Source organism: Methylobacterium sp. Leaf123 (assembly GCF_001423405.1).
Taxonomy (GTDB): Bacteria; Pseudomonadota; Alphaproteobacteria; order Rhizobiales; family Beijerinckiaceae; genus Methylobacterium.
In genome coordinates this window covers 162,818-180,956 of sequence record NZ_LMNS01000037.1, presented here as the reverse complement: position 1 = coordinate 180,956, position 18,139 = coordinate 162,818, and the positions used below count along the sequence as shown (strand labels likewise).

Here is an 18,139-nt window from a genome sequence, read left to right as displayed (position 1 = left end):
ACTGCGCCTCCTCGCCCGATCCGGCCGCCAGGGTTCGGCTCCATCCGCATCCTCTCGCTCGCGACCGCGACACGCGAGTACGCCCAGCGTCTCGCCATGGGCACGTTCGAGACGGCGCGGCCCGCCGACATGGATCCGCTGATCGCGGCGATGGGACCTGAGATCTGGGGATGGCAGTATGCCCGGCGCCTGACCGGGCAATCCGCATGGCGAGCTCGCCCGGACGTCGACGAGCGTCGCGAGCGCATGATCGCGGCCGACCAGATGACGGCCGACATCGAACTCTGGGAACGGGCGATCGCCACGCACGACCGCCTTGCCGAGCGTGCCCGCCGCTACGGCGATCGGCCGCCCGATCCGTTGGCCGTCCCGTCCCTGGTCCGGGACATTCTCGCCGAACGCCAAAGGGCGGCTCTGCAGCGGGCCGAGCGCAGGCGGCGGCGCGGCGAGGGAGAGGGCGGCGGCCCGGAGCCGGTGCCCGACGAGGCGGTCCAGCATCCCGTCCCTCCGAACCAATCCAACCCCAACCCCGCAGCTTGAATCGACGTGCCGATGTCCGAGAAATCCGAAAATCCCGCGGTGCTCGCGTTGCTCGAAACGGAACCGGGCACCAGCCCGCTGTCCGGCAAGCGGCAGACGCTGCAGCAGCGGTTCGTCACCCGGGTCAGCCCGGAACTGGCCCAGGCCATCGTCGTCGCGTCCCGCCGCGAGGGGCTGAGTGCCAGCGCATGGGTCCGGCGGCTCATCCTGGAGAGGACGCCGCTGCAATCCGATGTCGACGCGCACAGCGGCCGGCCCGTGCGCCTGCCCAAGGAAGAAGTCACGGCGATCGCGGCAGCGGTGCGAGAGCTCGCCTCGGTCAACGCAGCGATCTCGCTGTTCGACGGGCGGGCCGCCCGCGCCGGGCTCGATCGGGCGCGGGACCTGCTCATCCCCGTGCTGATGCGGCATGCCCGGCGATGATCTCCGGGGCCACGCGCGGCCGAGGCATTGGCGACGCGCTCGCCCGTCATCTCTTGAACCCGGAGAACGAGGCGGTCGTCGTCATCCCCGCACGCGGCCTCGGCAGCGCCGGCCTCACGGCGCAGGTGCGCGAACTGGTCGCGCTGTCGCTCGGCGGCCGAACCGATCGGCCGATCTACCACGTCCATCTCGACCCGGATGCCGGCATCGCCGACGAGGTTGCGGCGCGGGCGCGGTGGTGGGCGCTGTTCGAGGCCGAGTTCGGCATGGAAGGGCAGCCGTTCTGCGGTGTCGAGCACGTGAAGCACGGGCGCCACCACGAGCATCGCGTCTACGGCCTCGTCCGGCCCGACGGTTCGGTGATCGACCTGGCCTGGGACTACCCGCGTCGTGAGAAGGTCAGCCGGATCGTCGAGCACGCGTTCGGCATGGCGCCGGTGGCGTCAAAACACGCACGGAGCCTCGCCCGGCGCCTCCGCGACGAGGGACGCCCCGACGTCGCCGATTGGCTGACGCGGTCCGGAAGCCTGGAACGGGCACGCCCGATCGCTCCGCTCACACCCGCCGAACGGTTGCAGCAGGAACGCACCGATACGCCCCTCGACGCCGTGCGCCGGGCGGCGCTGGCGGCGTGGCACGACAGTGCCGACGGGCCGACCTTCTTGGCGGCTCTCCGGGCCCGCGGCCTCGATCTGCGTCGTGGGCGCAAGGGGGCCGTCATCATCGACGGGAGCGGCGGCGCGCACCTCGCGACGCGCGTGATCGGAGCGGCGGCCCGCCGCTTCGAGGGGAAGCGGATCTTGGCCGCCGCCGTGAAGGAACGGATCGGCAGCCTGACCTTGGAGGCGGTGGGACATGGATGGAATGGAAATCGCGCGCCGGTTCGACGCGCAGGATCGGCTGCTGCGGGCGATCGTCGGAATGCTGGCGCCGGAGCCGAGCGAGACCGAGGGCTCGGGATTCGAGGACCTGATCGAGGTACTGGCGGACCTGACGGAGGCGGTGGCCGAGGTGACGACGGCGGTGCGGGCCATGCGCTCCGACGCCTTCGAACGCTCCCACCCGGCCGGGCCCTGATCCTGCGACGGGGCCTCTCGGGACTGGATCCGGCCGTGGCGTCATGCCTGTCGGCAGCCGAGCGCGCCCGGGCGGCGGTCGCCCGGATCGAGGAGCGGAATGCCTACGAGAAGGAACGCGCGTGGAGGTTATGGGGGCTCAAAGATATCTGGGGCATCCCCCTTCGATAGGTCTCCAAACAACCCATTCGAGACCCTGCAGGGAATTGGTGGACGACCTTACCGAGCAGCCGAGGCGGCTCAAAGAACGATGTTCTCGGTCACGTCCTGAGGGCTCAGCGGGAGGACGAATCGGACGCCGATACCGCCTTCGGTATGGCGGACGACCTGACTTCGACGCCGGCCGATCGTAGCCGATGCCCCAATTCCGGGACGTGGCGTCAGATCGACGGATGCTCCGTTGATGGAGACGTCGCGCAGTCGACCAAGGGCTTCGCCACCGTCCCAGATCACGACCACCTCTGTCTGGACCGGCACGACCCGGACCGCCTCACGCCGGTCCGGCGCTCCGCTCGCCTGAGCGGCATGCCACGCGAGACGCGCCGCAAGCCGAGACCTCTGGGCGGGACCCGCCTCCAGACCGAGGCGGAACACTCTATCCGCGGGCCTCACCGCGCGTCCCGCGAGAAGGCCGAGCCCGGGAATGCGGCAGACGATCCGTTCGCCGGGGATCGGTACGTGGCCGCCCGTGACCTCCAGCGTCTCGGGGGTGTCGCCACGGAGCATACATTCACGCTCCGTGCCCGATCCGTCCAGGTAGCGTCCCGGCAGGCTGACCGACGACACTTCAAAGCACCCCGATCCGGGCCATGGACGTCCCCCCGCATTCCGTATGGGCGTCTATGAGCGCCGTGGACGCGCCGCCGCCGTCGCGTGGGTTCAAGCCACCGCGGGCGCGGAAGGAACGGCGAGCCGTGGCCATGTCGATAAGCAAGACGGGCATACGCCATAGCTACCGGCGGCGGCTTCGTCATTGCAAGAGGCGACGCCTTCGACTACCGATTCGTGAAACACTATTGCCAATTTTGTTGAAAGCATTCCTCTCTCTACGCTTTTAGCCGCAAGATTGGATCGTTTGTTCCTGAAAAATCGCATCGGATGCTTCCCGAGCCCCTAGGCGCGCCTGGCCGGCAATGTGGGGTGGTACAAAATTGGCAATTCCGTCCCGTGATCCGGCATCCGGCCGGCTCATGTCGGATGGTCCCGGGACCCGCCAGCATGCTCCGCACTTCGCCGACCGTCGGCATGACGCTCCACACCGTCCGGGGCCGGCGCAAATACCTCACACCCGGCGAGCGAATGCGCTTCCTGGAGGCCGCCTCGACCGAGCCGCCCGAGATCGGGACGCTGTGCCTGACCCTGGCCTGGACAGGTTGCCGGGTCAGCGAAGCGCTCGGCCTGACCCATGCCGACATCGATCACGACGGCCGGATCGTCACTGTCCGCTGTCTCAAGAAGCGTCGCAGCGGCCTTGTGCGCGAGGTGCCGGTCCCGGCCAAACTCCTGACCGCGCTCGCACGGGTTCATGGTGCCGGGGCACCAGATGCGCAGCTGTGGCCGATGGCCCGCTCCACCGCATGGCGGCACGTGAAGCGGGTGATGCGGGCCGCCGGGGTCGGCGCGAGCGCGGCCTCGCCGAAGGGGCTGCGCCACGGCTTCGGCGTGCACGCCGTGCGCTCGGGCGTGCCGCTCAACCTGCTGCAGCGCTGGCTCGGTCATGCCAGCATGGCGACCACGGCCATCTATGCCGACGTGATGGGTGCCGAGGAACAGGAGATCGCCGCTCGCATGTGGTAGCGGGCCTCTCGGGTGGTCGCACTCGTGAGCGAGCGGACCAGCTGCCAGTAGCGGTCCGGTGATCGTCGAGCACCGTTTCGCGCACATCCCGCAGGATGCGCGGCGCGGCCGGGCCTGGATCGCCAGCCTCGCCCCCCTGATGGAGGTGCGTCTCGACCCCGCCACGCCGGTGCCCGTCGGCGCCTTCCATCGCTACCACCATCTCGGTGACGCGATCCTCGGTGACTTCGAGGCACCGGCACAGACGATCAAGCGCTCGGAATCCCTCGCCGTTCGGCAGGCGCTCGATCATCTCGTCCTGCGCACCCACGGCCGCGGTCGGGCGCGCATCGACATCGGTGGGTCGGTCGGCGAGGCCGGCCCCGGTGACATCGTCTTGCTCGACCTCGCGCGCGCCATCCGGATCGAAGCTGAGGCATCCGTCGGCGTCGAACTCGTCCTGCCTCGCCGGCTTCTGGCGGACGGTGCCGATGGTATCCCGGTCCGGCACGGAAGGATTCTCGGAGCCGGGCTCCCCATGATCCGCCTTCTGGCCGACCACCTGTGTAATCTCGCCACCTGTCTGCCGGCACCCCATCTCGTACCAGCAACGCTCGCGCTGTGCCGGGCCGTCCTTGCGCACACGGCTGAGCGCGGCTGGGATGGGTCGATCGATCCAACCGGCATCGCAATCCGACGCTTCATCGAAGCCAACCTCGCGGTCGTCGATGCACCGATGCTGATGGCGAATTTCGGGCTGTCGCGGGCATCGCTGTATCGAGCGTTCGGCGGCGATGGGGGCATCGCCACCTACATCCGCGACCGTCGGCTGGCGTTGGCGATGCGGCGGCTCAGCACCGCCAAAGGGCGAAGGCCGATGGTCGCCCGGCTCGCCCATGAATGCGGCTTCGCCAGCGACCGCGTCTTCAGCCGGGCCTTCCACCGCCGATACGGGCTCTGGCCTGCGGATGTGTCCTCATCCCGGGACGATGCCCATCTCTCGACACCGGACGCCGCACCCATGGCTTGGCTGCGGGAGCTGTGACCCGGGCTGAAGCAAGCGCCGGACGCGCGAGACGAAACATCCGCGATCCGAGACGGTTCGTCCGCTCCTCGTGTCGGACGGCGCGAAACGTCCACCCGGCGGGCAAGGCCTCGGACCCGAAACTTCGCAGGTCGTCGCGATCCCCGCGACCCTCGAAGGTCTCGCCGATGTCCTCGTCCATCACCCTGTCCGCCGCTACGCGGCAGAACCTGCTCTCGCTGCAGGACACCGCCGGCCTGGCCGCCACGAACCAGGGCCGGCTTTCCACCGGCAAGAAGGTCAACTCGGCCCTCGACAACCCGGTGAACTTCTTCACCGCCCAGAACCTCTCGAACCGTTCCACCGCCCTGTCCGGCCTGCTCGACGGCATCTCCAACGGCATCCAGACCATCCAGGCCGCCGCCAAGGGCATCGACACCGTCACCTCGCTGGTGAAGCAACTCCAGTCGGTGGTCAGCCAAGCGCAGTCGAACGCGGCCACCAACCTGCCGAAGGTCGCCGGCACCGTGGCGCTGGGCAGCTCCGGCGAGGCGAGCACCACGGGCAAGAGCCAGCGCGACGTCGCCATGGCCAAGACCGTGCTCGGCACCGCCGCGCCCGCGACGGGCTCCGCCAGCGGCAACCTCGGCCTCAGCGCCAGTGCCGCCAACCAGGTGCAGCTCACGGCCGGCAATGCCGTCTACACCTACACGGTCGCCGCGACCGACACCGTCGGCGACGTCGTCAACGCGATCAACAAGTCGGGCATCGCGAACGCCTCGGTCGATTCCAACGGCCTCCTGAGCGTGACGGGCAGCGGCTCGGACGCGCTCACCGTCAGCCTCGGCGCTACGACTGCGGGCACCTTCGCGGCCTCCACGGCGGACACCGCCCTCCTATTCGGCACGGCCACGACGAGCGGGGTGACCGGCGGTGGCACCTCGGCACAGCGTTCGGCCCTGGTCGACCAGTTCAAGAACCTGCGCACCCAGATCAACCAGGCGGCTCAGGACGCCGGCTTCAACGGCACCAACCTGCTGGCCGGCGACAAGCTCACGGTGGTCTTCAACGAGAAGACCGGCGGCGCGCAGTCCAAGCTCGACGTGCAGGGCGACGCCCTCACCGCTTCCAGCCTTGGCATCGGCAGCCTCGTCGACAGCGCGTCGACACAACCGGGTGCGGATTTCGGCGTGCAGAACAACGCCGACCTGACGAAGGCCTCCAACACCCTCACCAATGCGCTGACGTCCCTGAACTCCTTGTCCTCGACGCTGGGCTCGAACCTGTCGGTGGTGCAGACGCGCCAGGACTTCACGAAGAACCTCGTCAACGTGCTCGAAACGGGGGCGGCGAACCTGACCAATGCCGACATGAACGAGGAGGCGGCCAACTCCCAGGCGCTGTCGACGCGGCAGTCGCTCGGCATCTCGGCGCTCTCGCTCGCCAACCAGGCCAACCAGGGCATTCTCCAGCTCCTGCGCTGATCGCCGAAACCACGGGCGGCCGTCATCCGCCGCCCACCATCCGCGCCCCTTATCGACCTCGGCGGACAAGTCCCATGCTCCCCAAACCCGTGTTTCCCCTGCTGGCCGTGCTCGGCCTGGCTCTCGGCGCCTGCAGCGACGAGCCGACCGAAGCGGCGATGGTGAAGGCCATGAACGACTTCATGTCCCGCATGTCCCGGCAGCAGGCCGCTGCGCCCGCCACCATGATGGGACAGCGTCGGCAGCCTCAGCCGATGCCCGTGATCGAGGATTTTCGAAAGATCAGCTGCAAACCGGCCCAGCCCGACGCCGGATACCGCTGCGAGTTCGAGGCGACGGTTAACGGAAGCCGCGGCAGCAAAGCCAATGGCCGCTTCGTCAAGGCGGCCGACGGCACCCTCACGATGGTCGAGTGAGGCTGCATACGATGTCGAGACCTAACCCTTGCGGGATCTGCCTTGCCGCCATTCTCCTCCTTTTGCAGGCGGGAACCGCATCCGCCGTCGAACTGCCGGAGGCTGTCCGGTCCTGGTTCGGCACCGACCGGTCGATCGTCTGTGTCGATCCGAACGGCAACGATCGCCGCTGCACGATGGACGACGACACGCATGTCGAACTTCGGTCCTCGCCGGACGCATCGACGGCGATTGCCTTCGTGACCTACCTGCCGGATCCCACCGGCAACTCCACCGCGACCGCGGCCGCGATCTTCCGGGCCGGCCAGACGGGCTGGCGGCATCTCCGGACCCTTACGGAGGTCCGGAACCCGTTGGCGGGCAAGGTCACTTTCGGCGATCGGACCGCGACCTTCGCGGTCGCCGTGCCGCGACGCGGCGACAGCCACTGCTGCCCGACCGGCCGCAAGACCTACCGCATCGCCATGCCCTGAAGCTCGGCCTTCGGACCCGGCGGGCAGGGCTCGTCCCATCGCCCGCCGGCCACGCCCTCGATCGCCCCCTCGACACCCGCCCCCGTCCGGTGACGGCACGTCCGGTCGTCCGGACGCATCGTCTCCAAATCAGGACCACCGACCCATGAAGAGTGCAACCTTCCTCGCAGCGGGCCTCTGCCTGACGCTCGCGGCCTGCAGCGACGAGCCGACGGAATCGGCGATGAGGCGAGCCATCACGAACGCGTTGATGGCCTCCTACAAGATCCATGTGGCCGGAATGGCCCTGATCAGCAGTCGGCCACCGCCGGAGCCGATGCTCTCGGCCTTCAAATCCCATGGGTGCAAGCCCGCCATAGGAGTGCCCGGCCACGTCTGCGAAATCAGCTTCGCCATCAACGGCGTCGACAGGGGCGTGAGCACGGGGCGCTTCTTCAAGCAGGCGGACGGAACCCTCGCGATCGCGGATCGGTGAGCCGCCCTCAAGCTCGGCGAGACGACGACCTTCCCCGCGCCGGCAAACGTACGGAGATGGACATGCGTACCGTGAAACTCGGACTGCCAGCCGCTGCCGTACTGGTTTGCCTCGGGGCGGCTGTAAGCGCGGGGCCTGCGCCGACGCAGGTCCCGGGGCCGCGCGAGAACCCGACGACGCCCAGCGGTCGACCCGATGCCTCGGCCGCCCGACGGGCCACGCTCGATCCGGTTCAGCTCATCGCCGATCAGATGCGTCTGGAGAAGAACGGCAACATGACGGGCCTGCTCTCCAAAGGCTTCAAGGCTGCCTACGATGCCGTTCCGAGGGACGAGGACAATCTGGGGCCGACCATTCTCGGCTTCGGATACGACGTGCCCGACAGGGTCGTGGAGGTTGCCGGCCTGCGATACGACCATGCGGCCAATCCGGTGAAGGCATCCGCCACGGCGACGCTGCACTACACGAACGAGGACGCGCCGTTGCCGTCGTTCAACCGCAGCATCGTGGTCGCCTTCGTCGAGGAGGATGGCTGGTGGAGGATCGACGATGTCCGTCCGGTCGATCCGAAGGGGCGCCGGACGGGCCGGGAGTTCGGGCTGAAGCGCGCGTTCGAAAGGCTGGCGGAGGAACGCGTGCGCTCCGCCGTCGAGCGACCTGGCCCGGCAACCGCTCCTTAATCGGCGTCCCGATGACTACTGCCTGCCCTATGCCGGGGATGAGGGCGAGCGGGCCGCCGGGTGCCTCGCGCCACCTCGAACGAACGCGGCATGATTCAACAAGAGCAGACCCGTGACGAGCCTTTCGACGAACACCGCCGCCCTGACGGCGCTCGGGACGCTCAAGGGCATCACGGCGCAACTCGCCACGACCGGCAATCGCCTGGCGACGGGGCAGAGGATCTCGACCGCCTCGGACAGCGCGGCCTACTGGTCGATCGCGACGGCGATCCGAACCGACAACGCCTCGTTGCGCGCGGTGGTCGACACGCTCGGCTTGGGTGCCGCGGCGTTCGATGTGGCCTATGCTGGCATCGACGGTGTCCTATCCGATCTCCGGACGCTACGCGCGACGCTCCAGACCGCCCTGACAACCGGCGTCGACCGGCCCAAGATCCAGACTGAGGTCGCCGCGATCCAGGCCCGGATGCGGGCCACCGCCGACACATCCGTATCGGCCGGCCGGAATTGGCTCTCGGTCGACTCCGGATCCGCCACCTACCGCGCAAGCGAGGACATCGTCGCAGGGTTCTCCCGCGCGCCCTCGGGTACGGTGGGCTTCTCGACCTTCCCGGTCGATATCGAGGCGCTCAAGCTCTACGACGCCAGCGCCACCTTCGTCCGGATCGAGCCGACACCGGCGACGATCACCGGCCCCCTGCCTTTGGCGATGAGCCCCGCCTTCGCAAGCAACGGGCGTGCGGACTTCACGGGACCGCTGGAGGTCAGCTTGCGGGTGACCACGGAGGACGGATCGAACGACATCCGCGTGAACGGGACAACCCTGGCGTCACGGGTTACCGATCTGGCGGCGGTCACCCCTGCCGAACTGACCGAAGCGATCGAGGCCCAGATCGCCTCATGGGGCGGGACGGGTAACGTTACCGCGGCGCTGACGGCGGACGGACGCCTGAGCTTCGCCACCACCGCGACCGGTGCCGCGGCGTCGCTCAGCCTGCAGGCGGTCCAGCCGAGCGTAGGACATGTCAGCGCCGACCTTGCCGTCGCCCCGGCACCGGATCTTCGTTTCAGTCGCCCCTTTGCCACCGCGACGAACGCCTATCAGAATATCGACCTGTCGGGCACGAACTCGAAGAGCGTCACGCTCGGCGACGGCACGTCCTCGGTCACCTTCACCTTCGACGCGAACAGCCAACCGCCGCCTGCCGACCTGACCTCGGTGACGTTCCACGAGATGGCTTGGATGTTCTGGCGCCATGCGGACAACCGGACCGATGTCGGCTTCTCGATGTGGGCCCAATACGATGGCAGCCAAAGCCGGTTTTCCGCCAGCAACAGTCTGGAAGGCCCCTCGGCGCACGTCACGGTCGGCGGCCCCGACGCCGCCGCCTTCGGGTTCACGCCGGGTCAGTCCGCTGTCGGGGGCGAATATTTCGTGTCATCTCGCCCCAGTTCTGCCGTTGGCCGCGACGGCAGTCCGCCGGTACCGGTCCGCGGGTTGCTCGACACGGCCGGCGCCTCCGGCCACGCGATCGCCACGCTCGACGTCTCGGATATGACTGGTCCCTTGGGGGACGCTACGCTCCTGGACGTCATCCGGGATGTCGAAACGGCCATCGGAAGCGTGACCGATGCCGGTACGCGACTTGGCGCGGGCAAGACGCTCGTCGAAGGCCAGAGGATGTTCCTCGACGCGCTCGTCAAGACCAACGAACGTGCCATCGGCGTCTTGGTCGATGCGGATATCGAGACGGAGGTAAGCAAGTTGAAGGCGCTGCAGACCCAGCGGGAACTCGCCGTGCAAGGGCTTAGCATCGCCAACGCATCGAGCCGGACCCTTCTGTCGTTGTTCGCCTAGGAGGTCTGCGGAGCCATTTTCCGTCCGCCTCTTCGAAGGCTCCCAACGGCTCAAACGGGAACTTCGGCCTCGCGATCCGTGTGAGCGAGCGTGTACCGTGGGAACAGCTCCATCTCGCTCGCCATCACCCTGATCGTGAATCCTCCGTACTTCCGGCCTTCGGTGTCCGGTGCGTGACCCTGGATGGCGTCGAGGACCGAGTCCCTCATCCCGCCCTGCCGCCCGCGTGTCTTGAAGCTGTGCCGCCAGCCGTGGTTGGGGTCCACGCCGACGTCGGTGATCCCGAGCTTCCGGACCCAGGCCGCCAGTCGTTCCCCAACCTTCTTCGAGAGCGGGTTGGCGTCCGAACCGCCGCGGCCCCGCGCCTTGTCGAAGAACAGCTCCTTTGATCGCGTGTCGACATAGTCGAGGAAACCCATCTCGATCAGGTGCGGGTGGATCGGGACGTCGCGGAACCGCTTCGTCTTCACCGTGCCGGCTTCCGGCGTGATGCGAAAGAACCGCACCCCGCCCTCGAAGCGAATGTCCTCGCGGCGCAGCTGCGTCACCTCGCCGACCCGTGCGCCGGAGTAGGCGCACAGCCAGGGCACCCAGCGGCGGGCCGCAGCCTGCTCGGCGCTCAGGCGACCCCGCTGGGACGCGAGGGATGCCGCGAGGATGGTCGTGATCTCCATCTCGGTGAAGTAGCGTTCGCGCAGGACGGGTCCCTCGACCACCTTCACGCGTAGGCCGGCGCAAGGGTTCGCGGCGATCTTCCGCTTGCCCTGCATCCATCCGAACAGCGCCTTGGCTGAAGCAAGGTAGACATCGCGGATGGTCTTGTCGGCGCGCCCGTCCGCGGCCAGGGCGTCGACCCAGTCGGCGATGTTGTCCGGGGTGACGCGGGCGAGATCGCCGTGCCCGACGGACGCCTCCAGCGTCGCCAGGGCCGGCCGCCACCGCTTCCGGGTCGAGGCGGCGAGCTTCGAGGCCTCGGCGTATTTCGAGAACCATTCGTCGAGCGGCAGGGCGACCGTGACCGGCTTGGCCGGCATCTTGGGAAAGCGCCCGGCCATCGGATCCGGGCTGAAATCCCCGTCGAGGTACTTCAGGCTCTGCGTGTTCGCCTGAAGGATCGCCTTGGCGATCGCATACTCCAGGGAGCCTCGCGTCTCCGGATCGACGACCAACCCTTTTCGGGCGAGGTGACCGTCGATCTCCGGCCCGTACAGTCGCAGGAACGCCGCGCGGTTCGTCGAACCGGTATCCTCCACGAACCGCTCGATGATCCCGGTCGTGGCCAGGTTGTAGACCGGCGAGAACCGGCCGACCTGGAACTTGGCGATCAGGTCGTCGTAGACCTCGCCCGCGATTGCGTTGACCTCAAGCAGGTTGAGCCGCCGCACGCCGGCCCGCAGGTTCGCCCAGCGGGCTTCGACCTGGGCGGCATGCGCGGCGTGGCGGCGCTTGGCCTCGCCGACGTCCTTCGTCGCGAGGCTCGCCTTCTCCTCCCGCCGGCCGACGAGGGCCAGCAAGTCCTTCGGCACCCGCCTTCGGAACCAGAAGACGCCGGTCTTCGGATGGGGCCAGGGGCGCGACATCGCCAGAACCACGTGTGTACCACCCGTGTGTACCACCGGACGGTCGCGAAGTCGCTGTTTCCCTAGGGTATCGCTGAAAACAAACGCTTTTCAGGATGAATCGTGGCGAACACCAAAGAATTTCCAATTTCACCATCCAAGTCACTGACAATAATCGTTTTTATTTTAGGGTTTTGCCATTCGCATTAGAATGTGAGGGCATAATTTGCGTCCAAATACGGCTTAGTCTGGCACCACCGCAACCCACAACGTGCTTCGCGCAAAGAAAAAGCCCCAGCTTTCGCCAGGGCTTTCCAAGTCATCGTCTTATCGACGGGCTACAGAAGCTGTCTTCTTGAATAGAACGTCGCGCAGACTTGATCATTCCGAAGCGCCGGTTCGATTCCTCGCCGATCCAGGTCCTTCTTCAACCGGAAGGCATTCGTCCTCCAGCGCTGGGCGAGTTCGGACAGCGACACGTACCTGCGCTCGAAGGCTTCCACCGTCTCGGGTAACACGATGCGGTTAGGGCAGCGGTTCACCGGGTTGATACGATCGACCTGAGGTAGGTGGCTCTTCGCGATGAGCGCCTCGACCACGCGTTGATGCACGCCCAGCCGTACCCGAAGCGTCTGCATGGTGTAGCCGTCGTGGGCTGGCCCGCGGACATGATCGAGCACCTCGTCGGCATTGACGAGGATCGCATGAAACCCGGAGACGTCCGGGTCTAGCCCGACCCACCTGAGCTGCCGCGCCAGGATCAACCGGAGGACGTCCGGGATCGTGCAGTAGGCCCGCTTGGCGGCTCGCGGGATGTCCATGATCGGCCGCTCGGGCTGCGGGTGGACGACGGCCTCCTCGATCAGGCTGGCGATGAAATCGTCGAGGTCGAAGGCCGCGTACCTGGGCCGGATATCTGTCTCCCCGGCGCTCGCGACGATGGGCTTGATGAAGCCGCTGCGCGCGAGCGTCAGCGTATGAGCGTATCGGGTCCGGAGGTGCTCCGCCACGCCATGAAGGCTCATGCCCTTGGCGATGCGGCGCAGGAACGGAGCCGCGAGCCTAGCGTCGAACAGGACGTCGGCATCTCTCCGTTGCGCGTCCGCCGCGATTATCCCCTCGGCGGCGAGGAGCTTCCGCAGCCGCGTCTGATGCTGTTGAGCCGCGGCAGCTGCCGTGACGAGGGAGTGCGTCTTGCGTCGCTTGACCGGCAGCCCGACGACGACCGCCCCGGGTCCGTACGGGATCGTGCGCATGGCATGTCGGAACACGATCTCCCGCAAGGGAGCGTAAGCGGGATCGGGTGTGGGGCGCGTGAGAAGCTCGTTCAGGAGCCCGTACACGGCCGGCGCGCCTTCCCGGCCGGTCCCCGGCGACCTGAGGCCAAAGCGAAGATCGTCGAGCAGATTCTCGACCGAACGCCTGCCGGCATCCATGATCTCGAAGCCGGCGTGGGCTGCGCGCCGCCGATCAGTCTCGTCTAGGCCGGCCAGCGTGACGGAGGCGCGGAACAGGGCGACGGCTCCGACCGCCTCGCACGTCCGCGCCGCGGCGTACCAGGGCATCTCATCGAGCAAGGGCGACGTCGTGGGCGACCCGTCGAGCCGCGCCTTCAAATATGCCTCGGCCGCCGAAGGCGGGACGGTGACGGCGTCATCGGCGCTCCTTTCCAGGGTGTGCAGAGAAGGCCCGATCGTTCGAGCGAAGTCATGCGCGTTCGAGCCGTGTAGCGGTCGGCCGAACTTCTCCAGAAGCACGTTGTGCCGTCCGCAGGCGCGAAGCGGTGCGAACTGCCAGGCGACGCGACCGTAGCAGGTAGCGATCGGCGGGTATCGGGCTTGAGCGACGTCCTCGACGAGGCATCGTGGGCATACGTACACGCAGCTGCGGCGCATCATTGGCTGGAGCGCGATCTGTCCGCGATACGAGTATGTCCTGCCCTCTCGCCGAAGGCTTTGCCGAGCGAGGTCGCCAACCGGTACGGCCGTCAACTCCGCGAGTTGATCGAGCGCCGACGGATCGCCGGCGACGATCTTCGAAAATCGCAGCCCCAGATAGCGGAAGAACGTTCGTACCGAGGACACACGGTGAAGGGCAGAGAGGCGAGCGCAGAAGCTCGGCACGCTCTCGTCTGACATCATGGGCATGAAGGGGAAGAGCTTGGCCATGGCTACTTCCCCTTCCGCGAGGCATTGCGCATCGGCGCAGAGTCCGAATCGTCGCAATCGGACCTGCGGTCGAGCGTCTGGAAGGGATCGGTCGATTTCCAATCGTCCGCGACGAAGGGATTGTCGGCGGCTTGAACGCCGGTGTTGCGCGCATAGGCCTTTGCGAAGTCGGCTGGGCAAAGCGCCCGACCGGACATCTTGTCCGCTGCGGGCAAGCGGTCGATGCGCTTGAGCCGCTCCTGAATGGCGTCATGGACATACTCGATCGATCGGCCGAGCTGATACCCACCCGCATGGATCAGGCGGGGGGCGAGCGAGTCGGCGTGTTCGGCGGTGACCTCCAGCTTCGCGAGGCCGGTGAGTTGCCGAACGATCCATCCGATTTTGTGGACGTCGCCCTCCAAGGTTAGGTCAGCCAGTCGTACGAACTTCAGGCGAGCTTGAAGCTGTCGGTCCTTCTGCAGAGTGCCGGTGAGTTCGGGGATGCCGGAAAAGATCACGCCTATGGGCCACTCCTTATCGATCATCAGGCATTTGAAAGTGTTGATGATCTTCTTGATCTGCCTCACGTTGGCAGGCTGGGTGATGTGGTGGGCTTCGTCGATGTGCAGGATCTTCGCGCCCATCAGGCGCAAGTGATCACGCACCATGTGGGCGAGCCGAGTCTCTTGATGGGGAACATCATGGACCGGCGTTCCTAGCGCCCGTAGGGCGTCGATCGTGAAGCGATCGAGGGTACAATCCCCTTGCGGGATTACCGTCACCAGGGGGCAGCGCGACCCCTCCTGGCCGTAGCCGGGGAAGGACGGACTCTGGTTGAAGATCCGGCGAAGTAGGAAGCTCTTGCCAGCGCGCGGCTCACCGATAACCGCTATTCCGTATGCCTCGTGCTCACCTGCCGGCTGGGAAGAAACGCGCTGCTCTTGAAGAAAATCGATCAGGTCTTCGACATACTCCTCGATCTCGCTGTGTCGCGTGTGCCGAAAATAGGTCCCCCGAATGACCTGCATGATTTTGATACGCTCACGCCGCTGCTCTGAGGCGACGCGGCGGAAATGATCGAGCGGACCCGTGAAATCGTCAGACATCGGGCGTCTCCATCGTCCAGTCGTTGCCGTCTTCATCCCCATCGTCGGCCGGCGGTGGTGCGACGGGTGTTGGCGTGGATTCGCCGCGTGATCGGCGTGTCGATCGTTTCGGCGCGGCGTCTGGGTCGGGCTGGCCGGTGACCGGGATGCCCTTGGCGAGTGGATCTTCGCCGGGTGTCTTGACCTGACGACTGGCGTCTTCGGGGATGTCGAACCCGTGCAGAATCTCCTTCTCAGCGCGACCGATCGCGTTTGCATCGTAGGTATGCGGCGCGATGTTGAAGCGGCGTTCGGCCTTGGCCGCGATGGCCCGGATTTGCCGGAGCGCATCGGCGATGATCGGCCGACTGGCTGCAGCGGCGATCGAGTATCGGCGTCGCTGATCCTCGACGACAGCAAGCCATTCCTGAATCGATGCTCCCTCCAGCCCGCTGGTTGCACAGGGTACGGATTTCCAGGTCTTGCAGATCTGGACGGAGATCCAGCCGAGGTTGTCCGGGTCGACCCGGACCGGGATCTCGATCTCACCCTTGTCGGCGAGCAGCGCCGCCAGGTCGCTGGACTGGTAGTGCAGGCCGAGGAATCGGATGCCTCGCTTGCCAACGGTACGGCTGAGAGGGATCCCGAAGATCGCTCTTAGCTGATGCGCGCCGGGCGTGACCCGGGAGCATCCGCTCTCGACCATGAGGCGCTGCCAGCAGTTGCGAGGGGTCTCACCGTACAGGCTCTCGTGCGGCGAGTTGTGGTAGATGTCGACGTCGTACAGGACGAGCGCACGAGCGAGCTCGTCGACGAAGAGGTTGGCATTCTTGCCGGGGTCGTAGTCTCCTTTGTCACCGACATTCGCAAAGGTTTGACCGGCGAAGTGTGTCAGGAACTGCGTCCGTGTCGTGCCGAAGCTGCGTTCGACATGCGCGCGCTTGTTCGGCTGTCCAACCTGGGGTGCGACGAACGTAATCCCGAGGTCCGCGAGCATCTGCCGAAACCGATCTGACCGGAACGCGGCTCCGGCATCGGTCGCGATCGCGTGCGGGACGCAGGCGTAGTCCCACGCCGTCCTAGCACCCATCGCGGCGGCGAGAGGGGTCTTGTCCTTGATCATCATCCGCAGGAGGACCGCGGCCGCCGCAGTGGTCTCGGTCGGCGCGATGACCTCCGCGAGGATGCAGCGAGAGGCGACATCGATCGCCCGGAGGAGGATCCATCGTTCCTTCGGCACGGCCTTCTGCTGTTCGGGTGTCAGCGTCGCCCAAAGGCCGCTCTCGACGGCCATGTGGATGAGCGATACCTTGAAGCCGTCTATCTGGACGAGCTCGCCGATGCGGGTGACCTCGAATTTACGCCGGACACCACAGTTTCGGCGGATGGCGTAATCGATGCCGTGCCGGGCGCAGTCCCGCTGAAATCGTGAGAACCGCTTGATCCGAGCTCGATATGTCGAAGCACCGATCTGGCGCAGCGGCGGCAACCCGGCCGCGGCACGCTCCTCGTTCTTGCGTTTTAAATCGTCTTCGTAGTCTTTATAGCATTGCTCATAGCTCGGGCGCTTTGTGCTGAGATAGGCATACACCGCCTCCATCATCAGCGCGTACTCCTCGGGCTCGAAGCGCGGCTCGCGATTGCCACTGTTGCAGTGACACTGCCGCAGGCCCCAGGCCTGGCATCCTGCCTCCTCATAGGACACGACATATCGGAGCAGCGTTCTCGGACCGGGCGGAGCACGGAACGAGATCTTCTGACCGGCACGTGCCTTGCGGCGATTGCCCGATTTGCTCAGAGGCGGCGCTTTCACCCCTCGGGCGGTGCGCTTTAGGCCCGACCCCGCCTTCTTGGCGTAGTCGAGTTGCATCAGTTGCGGTCCGGCGCGGCGCATGGCCTCTTTGAGACCAGCCTCAGTGCGGTTCACCCGCTGCTGTCCCGCCGGCGGCGGATTCCGGCAGTCTTGCGCCTCGAAATCCAAGAAGGCGCGGACGCACGCCTCCCGCCAGCGCACGTCTGGCATCTCCTCGGCCGGGATCTCGTCGTCGCTTTCGATGAGCGTACGAGCCCGGGCCCGCGCCCGCGGCTCTGTGTAGAACATGGTGTCCTGGCGGAAGTCGGGGTGCTGCCGCGCCCGCTCGAACTGCTCGAACGAGACGTGGTCGGTCATGTCCGACCCGAACGGCTGCAGAAGGTAGCCGGTCGCCGTCAGCCCTTTGCAGGTCAGCACCTGGCCGCCGCCCAAGACGAGGCGGTCGGCCGGGTCGACCCGATAGCGCGGTGTGATCGAGGAGCCGCCGGTCATCGCGCGCCCTCCGCACCCGCTGCCCAGACGAGGGTGTCGGCCGTGATCGCGGCGAAGCCCTTCGTGGTGATGCGTCGAGAACCGATCAGGCGGACGATGGCGCGGAACGCCTCGCCGCCGTAGCCAGTCGCGTCGCGGAGATCGCCGATGCTGATCTCGCCGACCACGGTCGCGAGCACGGAGAGGACCGCCGCGTCGGCGTCGCCGGGTGGATCGCGCCGACAGTCGTGCAACAACGCGGCGTTATATAGTGCGTCCTTCGGCAGATCACGCTCGGTGATGAGCAGGATCTCGTCGGCGACTACCGGGGAGATCCGGGCGGCCAAATCGATGAGGTAGTCCGCGAAACCAATGGTGTCCGCGCGCCGGCTAGGCTTGTACGAGACCGCTTTGCGCGTACCGTCGCGCATAGTTAGGATGGCGTCGAAATAATGCTTCCGAACGATGCCAGCGTCATCGCGATAAACGGCAGCCTGCTGTTCCAGTACATCGACGACATCGCCGCGTGCGAAGGCGTAGTGGAACAGGCCGCACTCACCCGAGCTCTCATAGAAGATCTGGCGTCGATGCTCGCCGGTCGTGACGAGCACGCCTTGGTTTGACCCACGTGATCGAAAATTCGACGGCAGGCGATGCGCCGAACTCGGCTCGGTTGGGTACCAGGTGTCATCGGGCGTGCAATTGCGACGCTTGGCCATTGAAGGGTCCTCGCGTTTTCGGGCGTTGCGAGCAGCGCGACGGCCAAGCCAGCGACTTGGCGCGCCGGGGCGACCGCCGGTGAGGGCTTTGCGATCGCGGCCTACGCTGACAAACGG

The 18,139-nt window shown here is 66.8% G+C and carries 17 protein-coding genes; 11 read left to right on the top strand and 6 right to left on the bottom strand.

Going from position 1 to position 18,139, the window contains the following annotated elements:
* Positions 1-96: 96 nt before the first annotated feature.
* Genes ASF53_RS19560 through ASF53_RS19550 form a run of 3 tightly spaced genes read left to right on the top strand, consistent with a single transcriptional unit; the run spans position 97 to position 2,210 of the window.
* Positions 97-540, top strand: coding sequence for a hypothetical protein (locus ASF53_RS19560; RefSeq protein WP_056202509.1), 444 nt, complete (start codon positions 97-99; stop codon positions 538-540).
* A gap of 12 nt (positions 541-552) precedes the next feature.
* A complete protein-coding gene (locus ASF53_RS19555; RefSeq protein WP_056202506.1) occupies positions 553-963 on the top strand; it encodes a hypothetical protein in 411 nt (136 codons plus the stop codon).
* A 53-nt stretch (positions 964-1,016) separates the two neighbouring features.
* Positions 1,017-2,210 carry a relaxase/mobilization nuclease domain-containing protein gene (locus ASF53_RS19550; RefSeq protein WP_200943279.1) on the top strand — a complete coding sequence of 398 codons (1,194 nt, stop codon included), beginning with the start codon at positions 1,017-1,019 and terminating at the stop codon, positions 2,208-2,210.
* A gap of 69 nt (positions 2,211-2,279) precedes the next feature.
* Here the strand turns inward: ASF53_RS19550 and ASF53_RS19545 are convergent, their stop codons facing one another.
* Positions 2,280-2,765 (bottom strand): PilZ domain-containing protein, encoded by a 486-nt coding sequence (locus ASF53_RS19545; RefSeq protein WP_056202502.1) that lies wholly within the window; start codon positions 2,763-2,765, stop codon positions 2,280-2,282.
* 492 nt (positions 2,766-3,257) lie between these two features.
* On the opposite strand from ASF53_RS19545, the gene ASF53_RS19540 reads away from it, so the two are divergent.
* The 8 genes from ASF53_RS19540 to ASF53_RS19505 all read left to right on the top strand — a co-directional run bounded on the left by ASF53_RS19540 (position 3,258) and on the right by ASF53_RS19505 (position 10,225).
* A complete protein-coding gene (locus tag ASF53_RS19540) occupies positions 3,258-3,836 on the top strand; it encodes a tyrosine-type recombinase/integrase (RefSeq protein WP_286134559.1) in 579 nt (192 codons plus the stop codon).
* Between the two features lie 58 nt (positions 3,837-3,894).
* The gene (locus ASF53_RS19535; RefSeq protein WP_056202496.1) at positions 3,895-4,860 is read left to right on the top strand and encodes a helix-turn-helix domain-containing protein; all 966 of its coding nucleotides are present in this window, start codon (positions 3,895-3,897) and stop codon (positions 4,858-4,860) included.
* 167 nt (positions 4,861-5,027) lie between these two features.
* Positions 5,028-6,323, top strand: coding sequence for a flagellin N-terminal helical domain-containing protein (locus ASF53_RS19530; protein ID WP_056202493.1), 1,296 nt, complete (start codon positions 5,028-5,030; stop codon positions 6,321-6,323).
* 89 nt (positions 6,324-6,412) lie between these two features.
* Complete coding sequence (locus ASF53_RS19525; protein ID WP_156635685.1) at positions 6,413-6,739, top strand: hypothetical protein; 327 nt, start codon at positions 6,413-6,415, stop codon at positions 6,737-6,739.
* Positions 6,740-6,750: 11 nt separating this feature from the next.
* Positions 6,751-7,212: a hypothetical protein gene (locus ASF53_RS19520; protein ID WP_156635683.1), complete on the top strand. Its 462-nt coding sequence runs from the start codon at positions 6,751-6,753 to the stop codon at positions 7,210-7,212.
* Positions 7,213-7,357: 145 nt separating this feature from the next.
* Entirely contained in the window at positions 7,358-7,687 is a 330-nt protein-coding gene (locus tag ASF53_RS19515; RefSeq protein ID WP_056202484.1) for a hypothetical protein, read from the top strand.
* A gap of 56 nt (positions 7,688-7,743) precedes the next feature.
* Complete coding sequence (locus ASF53_RS19510) at positions 7,744-8,367, top strand: hypothetical protein (RefSeq protein ID WP_056202481.1); 624 nt, start codon at positions 7,744-7,746, stop codon at positions 8,365-8,367.
* A 112-nt stretch (positions 8,368-8,479) separates the two neighbouring features.
* Positions 8,480-10,225 (top strand): flagellin N-terminal helical domain-containing protein, encoded by a 1,746-nt coding sequence (locus ASF53_RS19505; RefSeq protein ID WP_056202478.1) that lies wholly within the window; start codon positions 8,480-8,482, stop codon positions 10,223-10,225.
* A 50-nt stretch (positions 10,226-10,275) separates the two neighbouring features.
* Here the strand turns inward: ASF53_RS19505 and ASF53_RS19500 are convergent, their stop codons facing one another.
* The 5 genes from ASF53_RS19500 to ASF53_RS19480 all read right to left on the bottom strand — a co-directional run bounded on the left by ASF53_RS19500 (position 10,276) and on the right by ASF53_RS19480 (position 18,022).
* Complete coding sequence (locus ASF53_RS19500) at positions 10,276-11,805, bottom strand: site-specific integrase (protein WP_156635681.1); 1,530 nt, start codon at positions 11,803-11,805, stop codon at positions 10,276-10,278.
* A gap of 317 nt (positions 11,806-12,122) precedes the next feature.
* A complete protein-coding gene (locus ASF53_RS19495; protein ID WP_056202472.1) occupies positions 12,123-13,952 on the bottom strand; it encodes a TniQ family protein in 1,830 nt (609 codons plus the stop codon).
* Between the two features lie 2 nt (positions 13,953-13,954).
* Positions 13,955-15,040: an ATP-binding protein gene (locus ASF53_RS25285; protein ID WP_162242242.1), complete on the bottom strand. Its 1,086-nt coding sequence runs from the start codon at positions 15,038-15,040 to the stop codon at positions 13,955-13,957.
* Positions 15,033-17,324, bottom strand: coding sequence for a TnsB C-terminal domain-containing protein (locus ASF53_RS19485; RefSeq protein ID WP_056202469.1), 2,292 nt, complete (start codon positions 17,322-17,324; stop codon positions 15,033-15,035). Before ASF53_RS19485 ends, ASF53_RS25285 begins: the two co-directional genes overlap by 8 nt.
* Positions 17,321-18,022 (bottom strand): PDDEXK family nuclease, encoded by a 702-nt coding sequence (locus tag ASF53_RS19480; protein WP_056202465.1) that lies wholly within the window; start codon positions 18,020-18,022, stop codon positions 17,321-17,323. Before ASF53_RS19480 ends, ASF53_RS19485 begins: the two co-directional genes overlap by 4 nt.
* Positions 18,023-18,139: the final 117 nt, after the last annotated feature.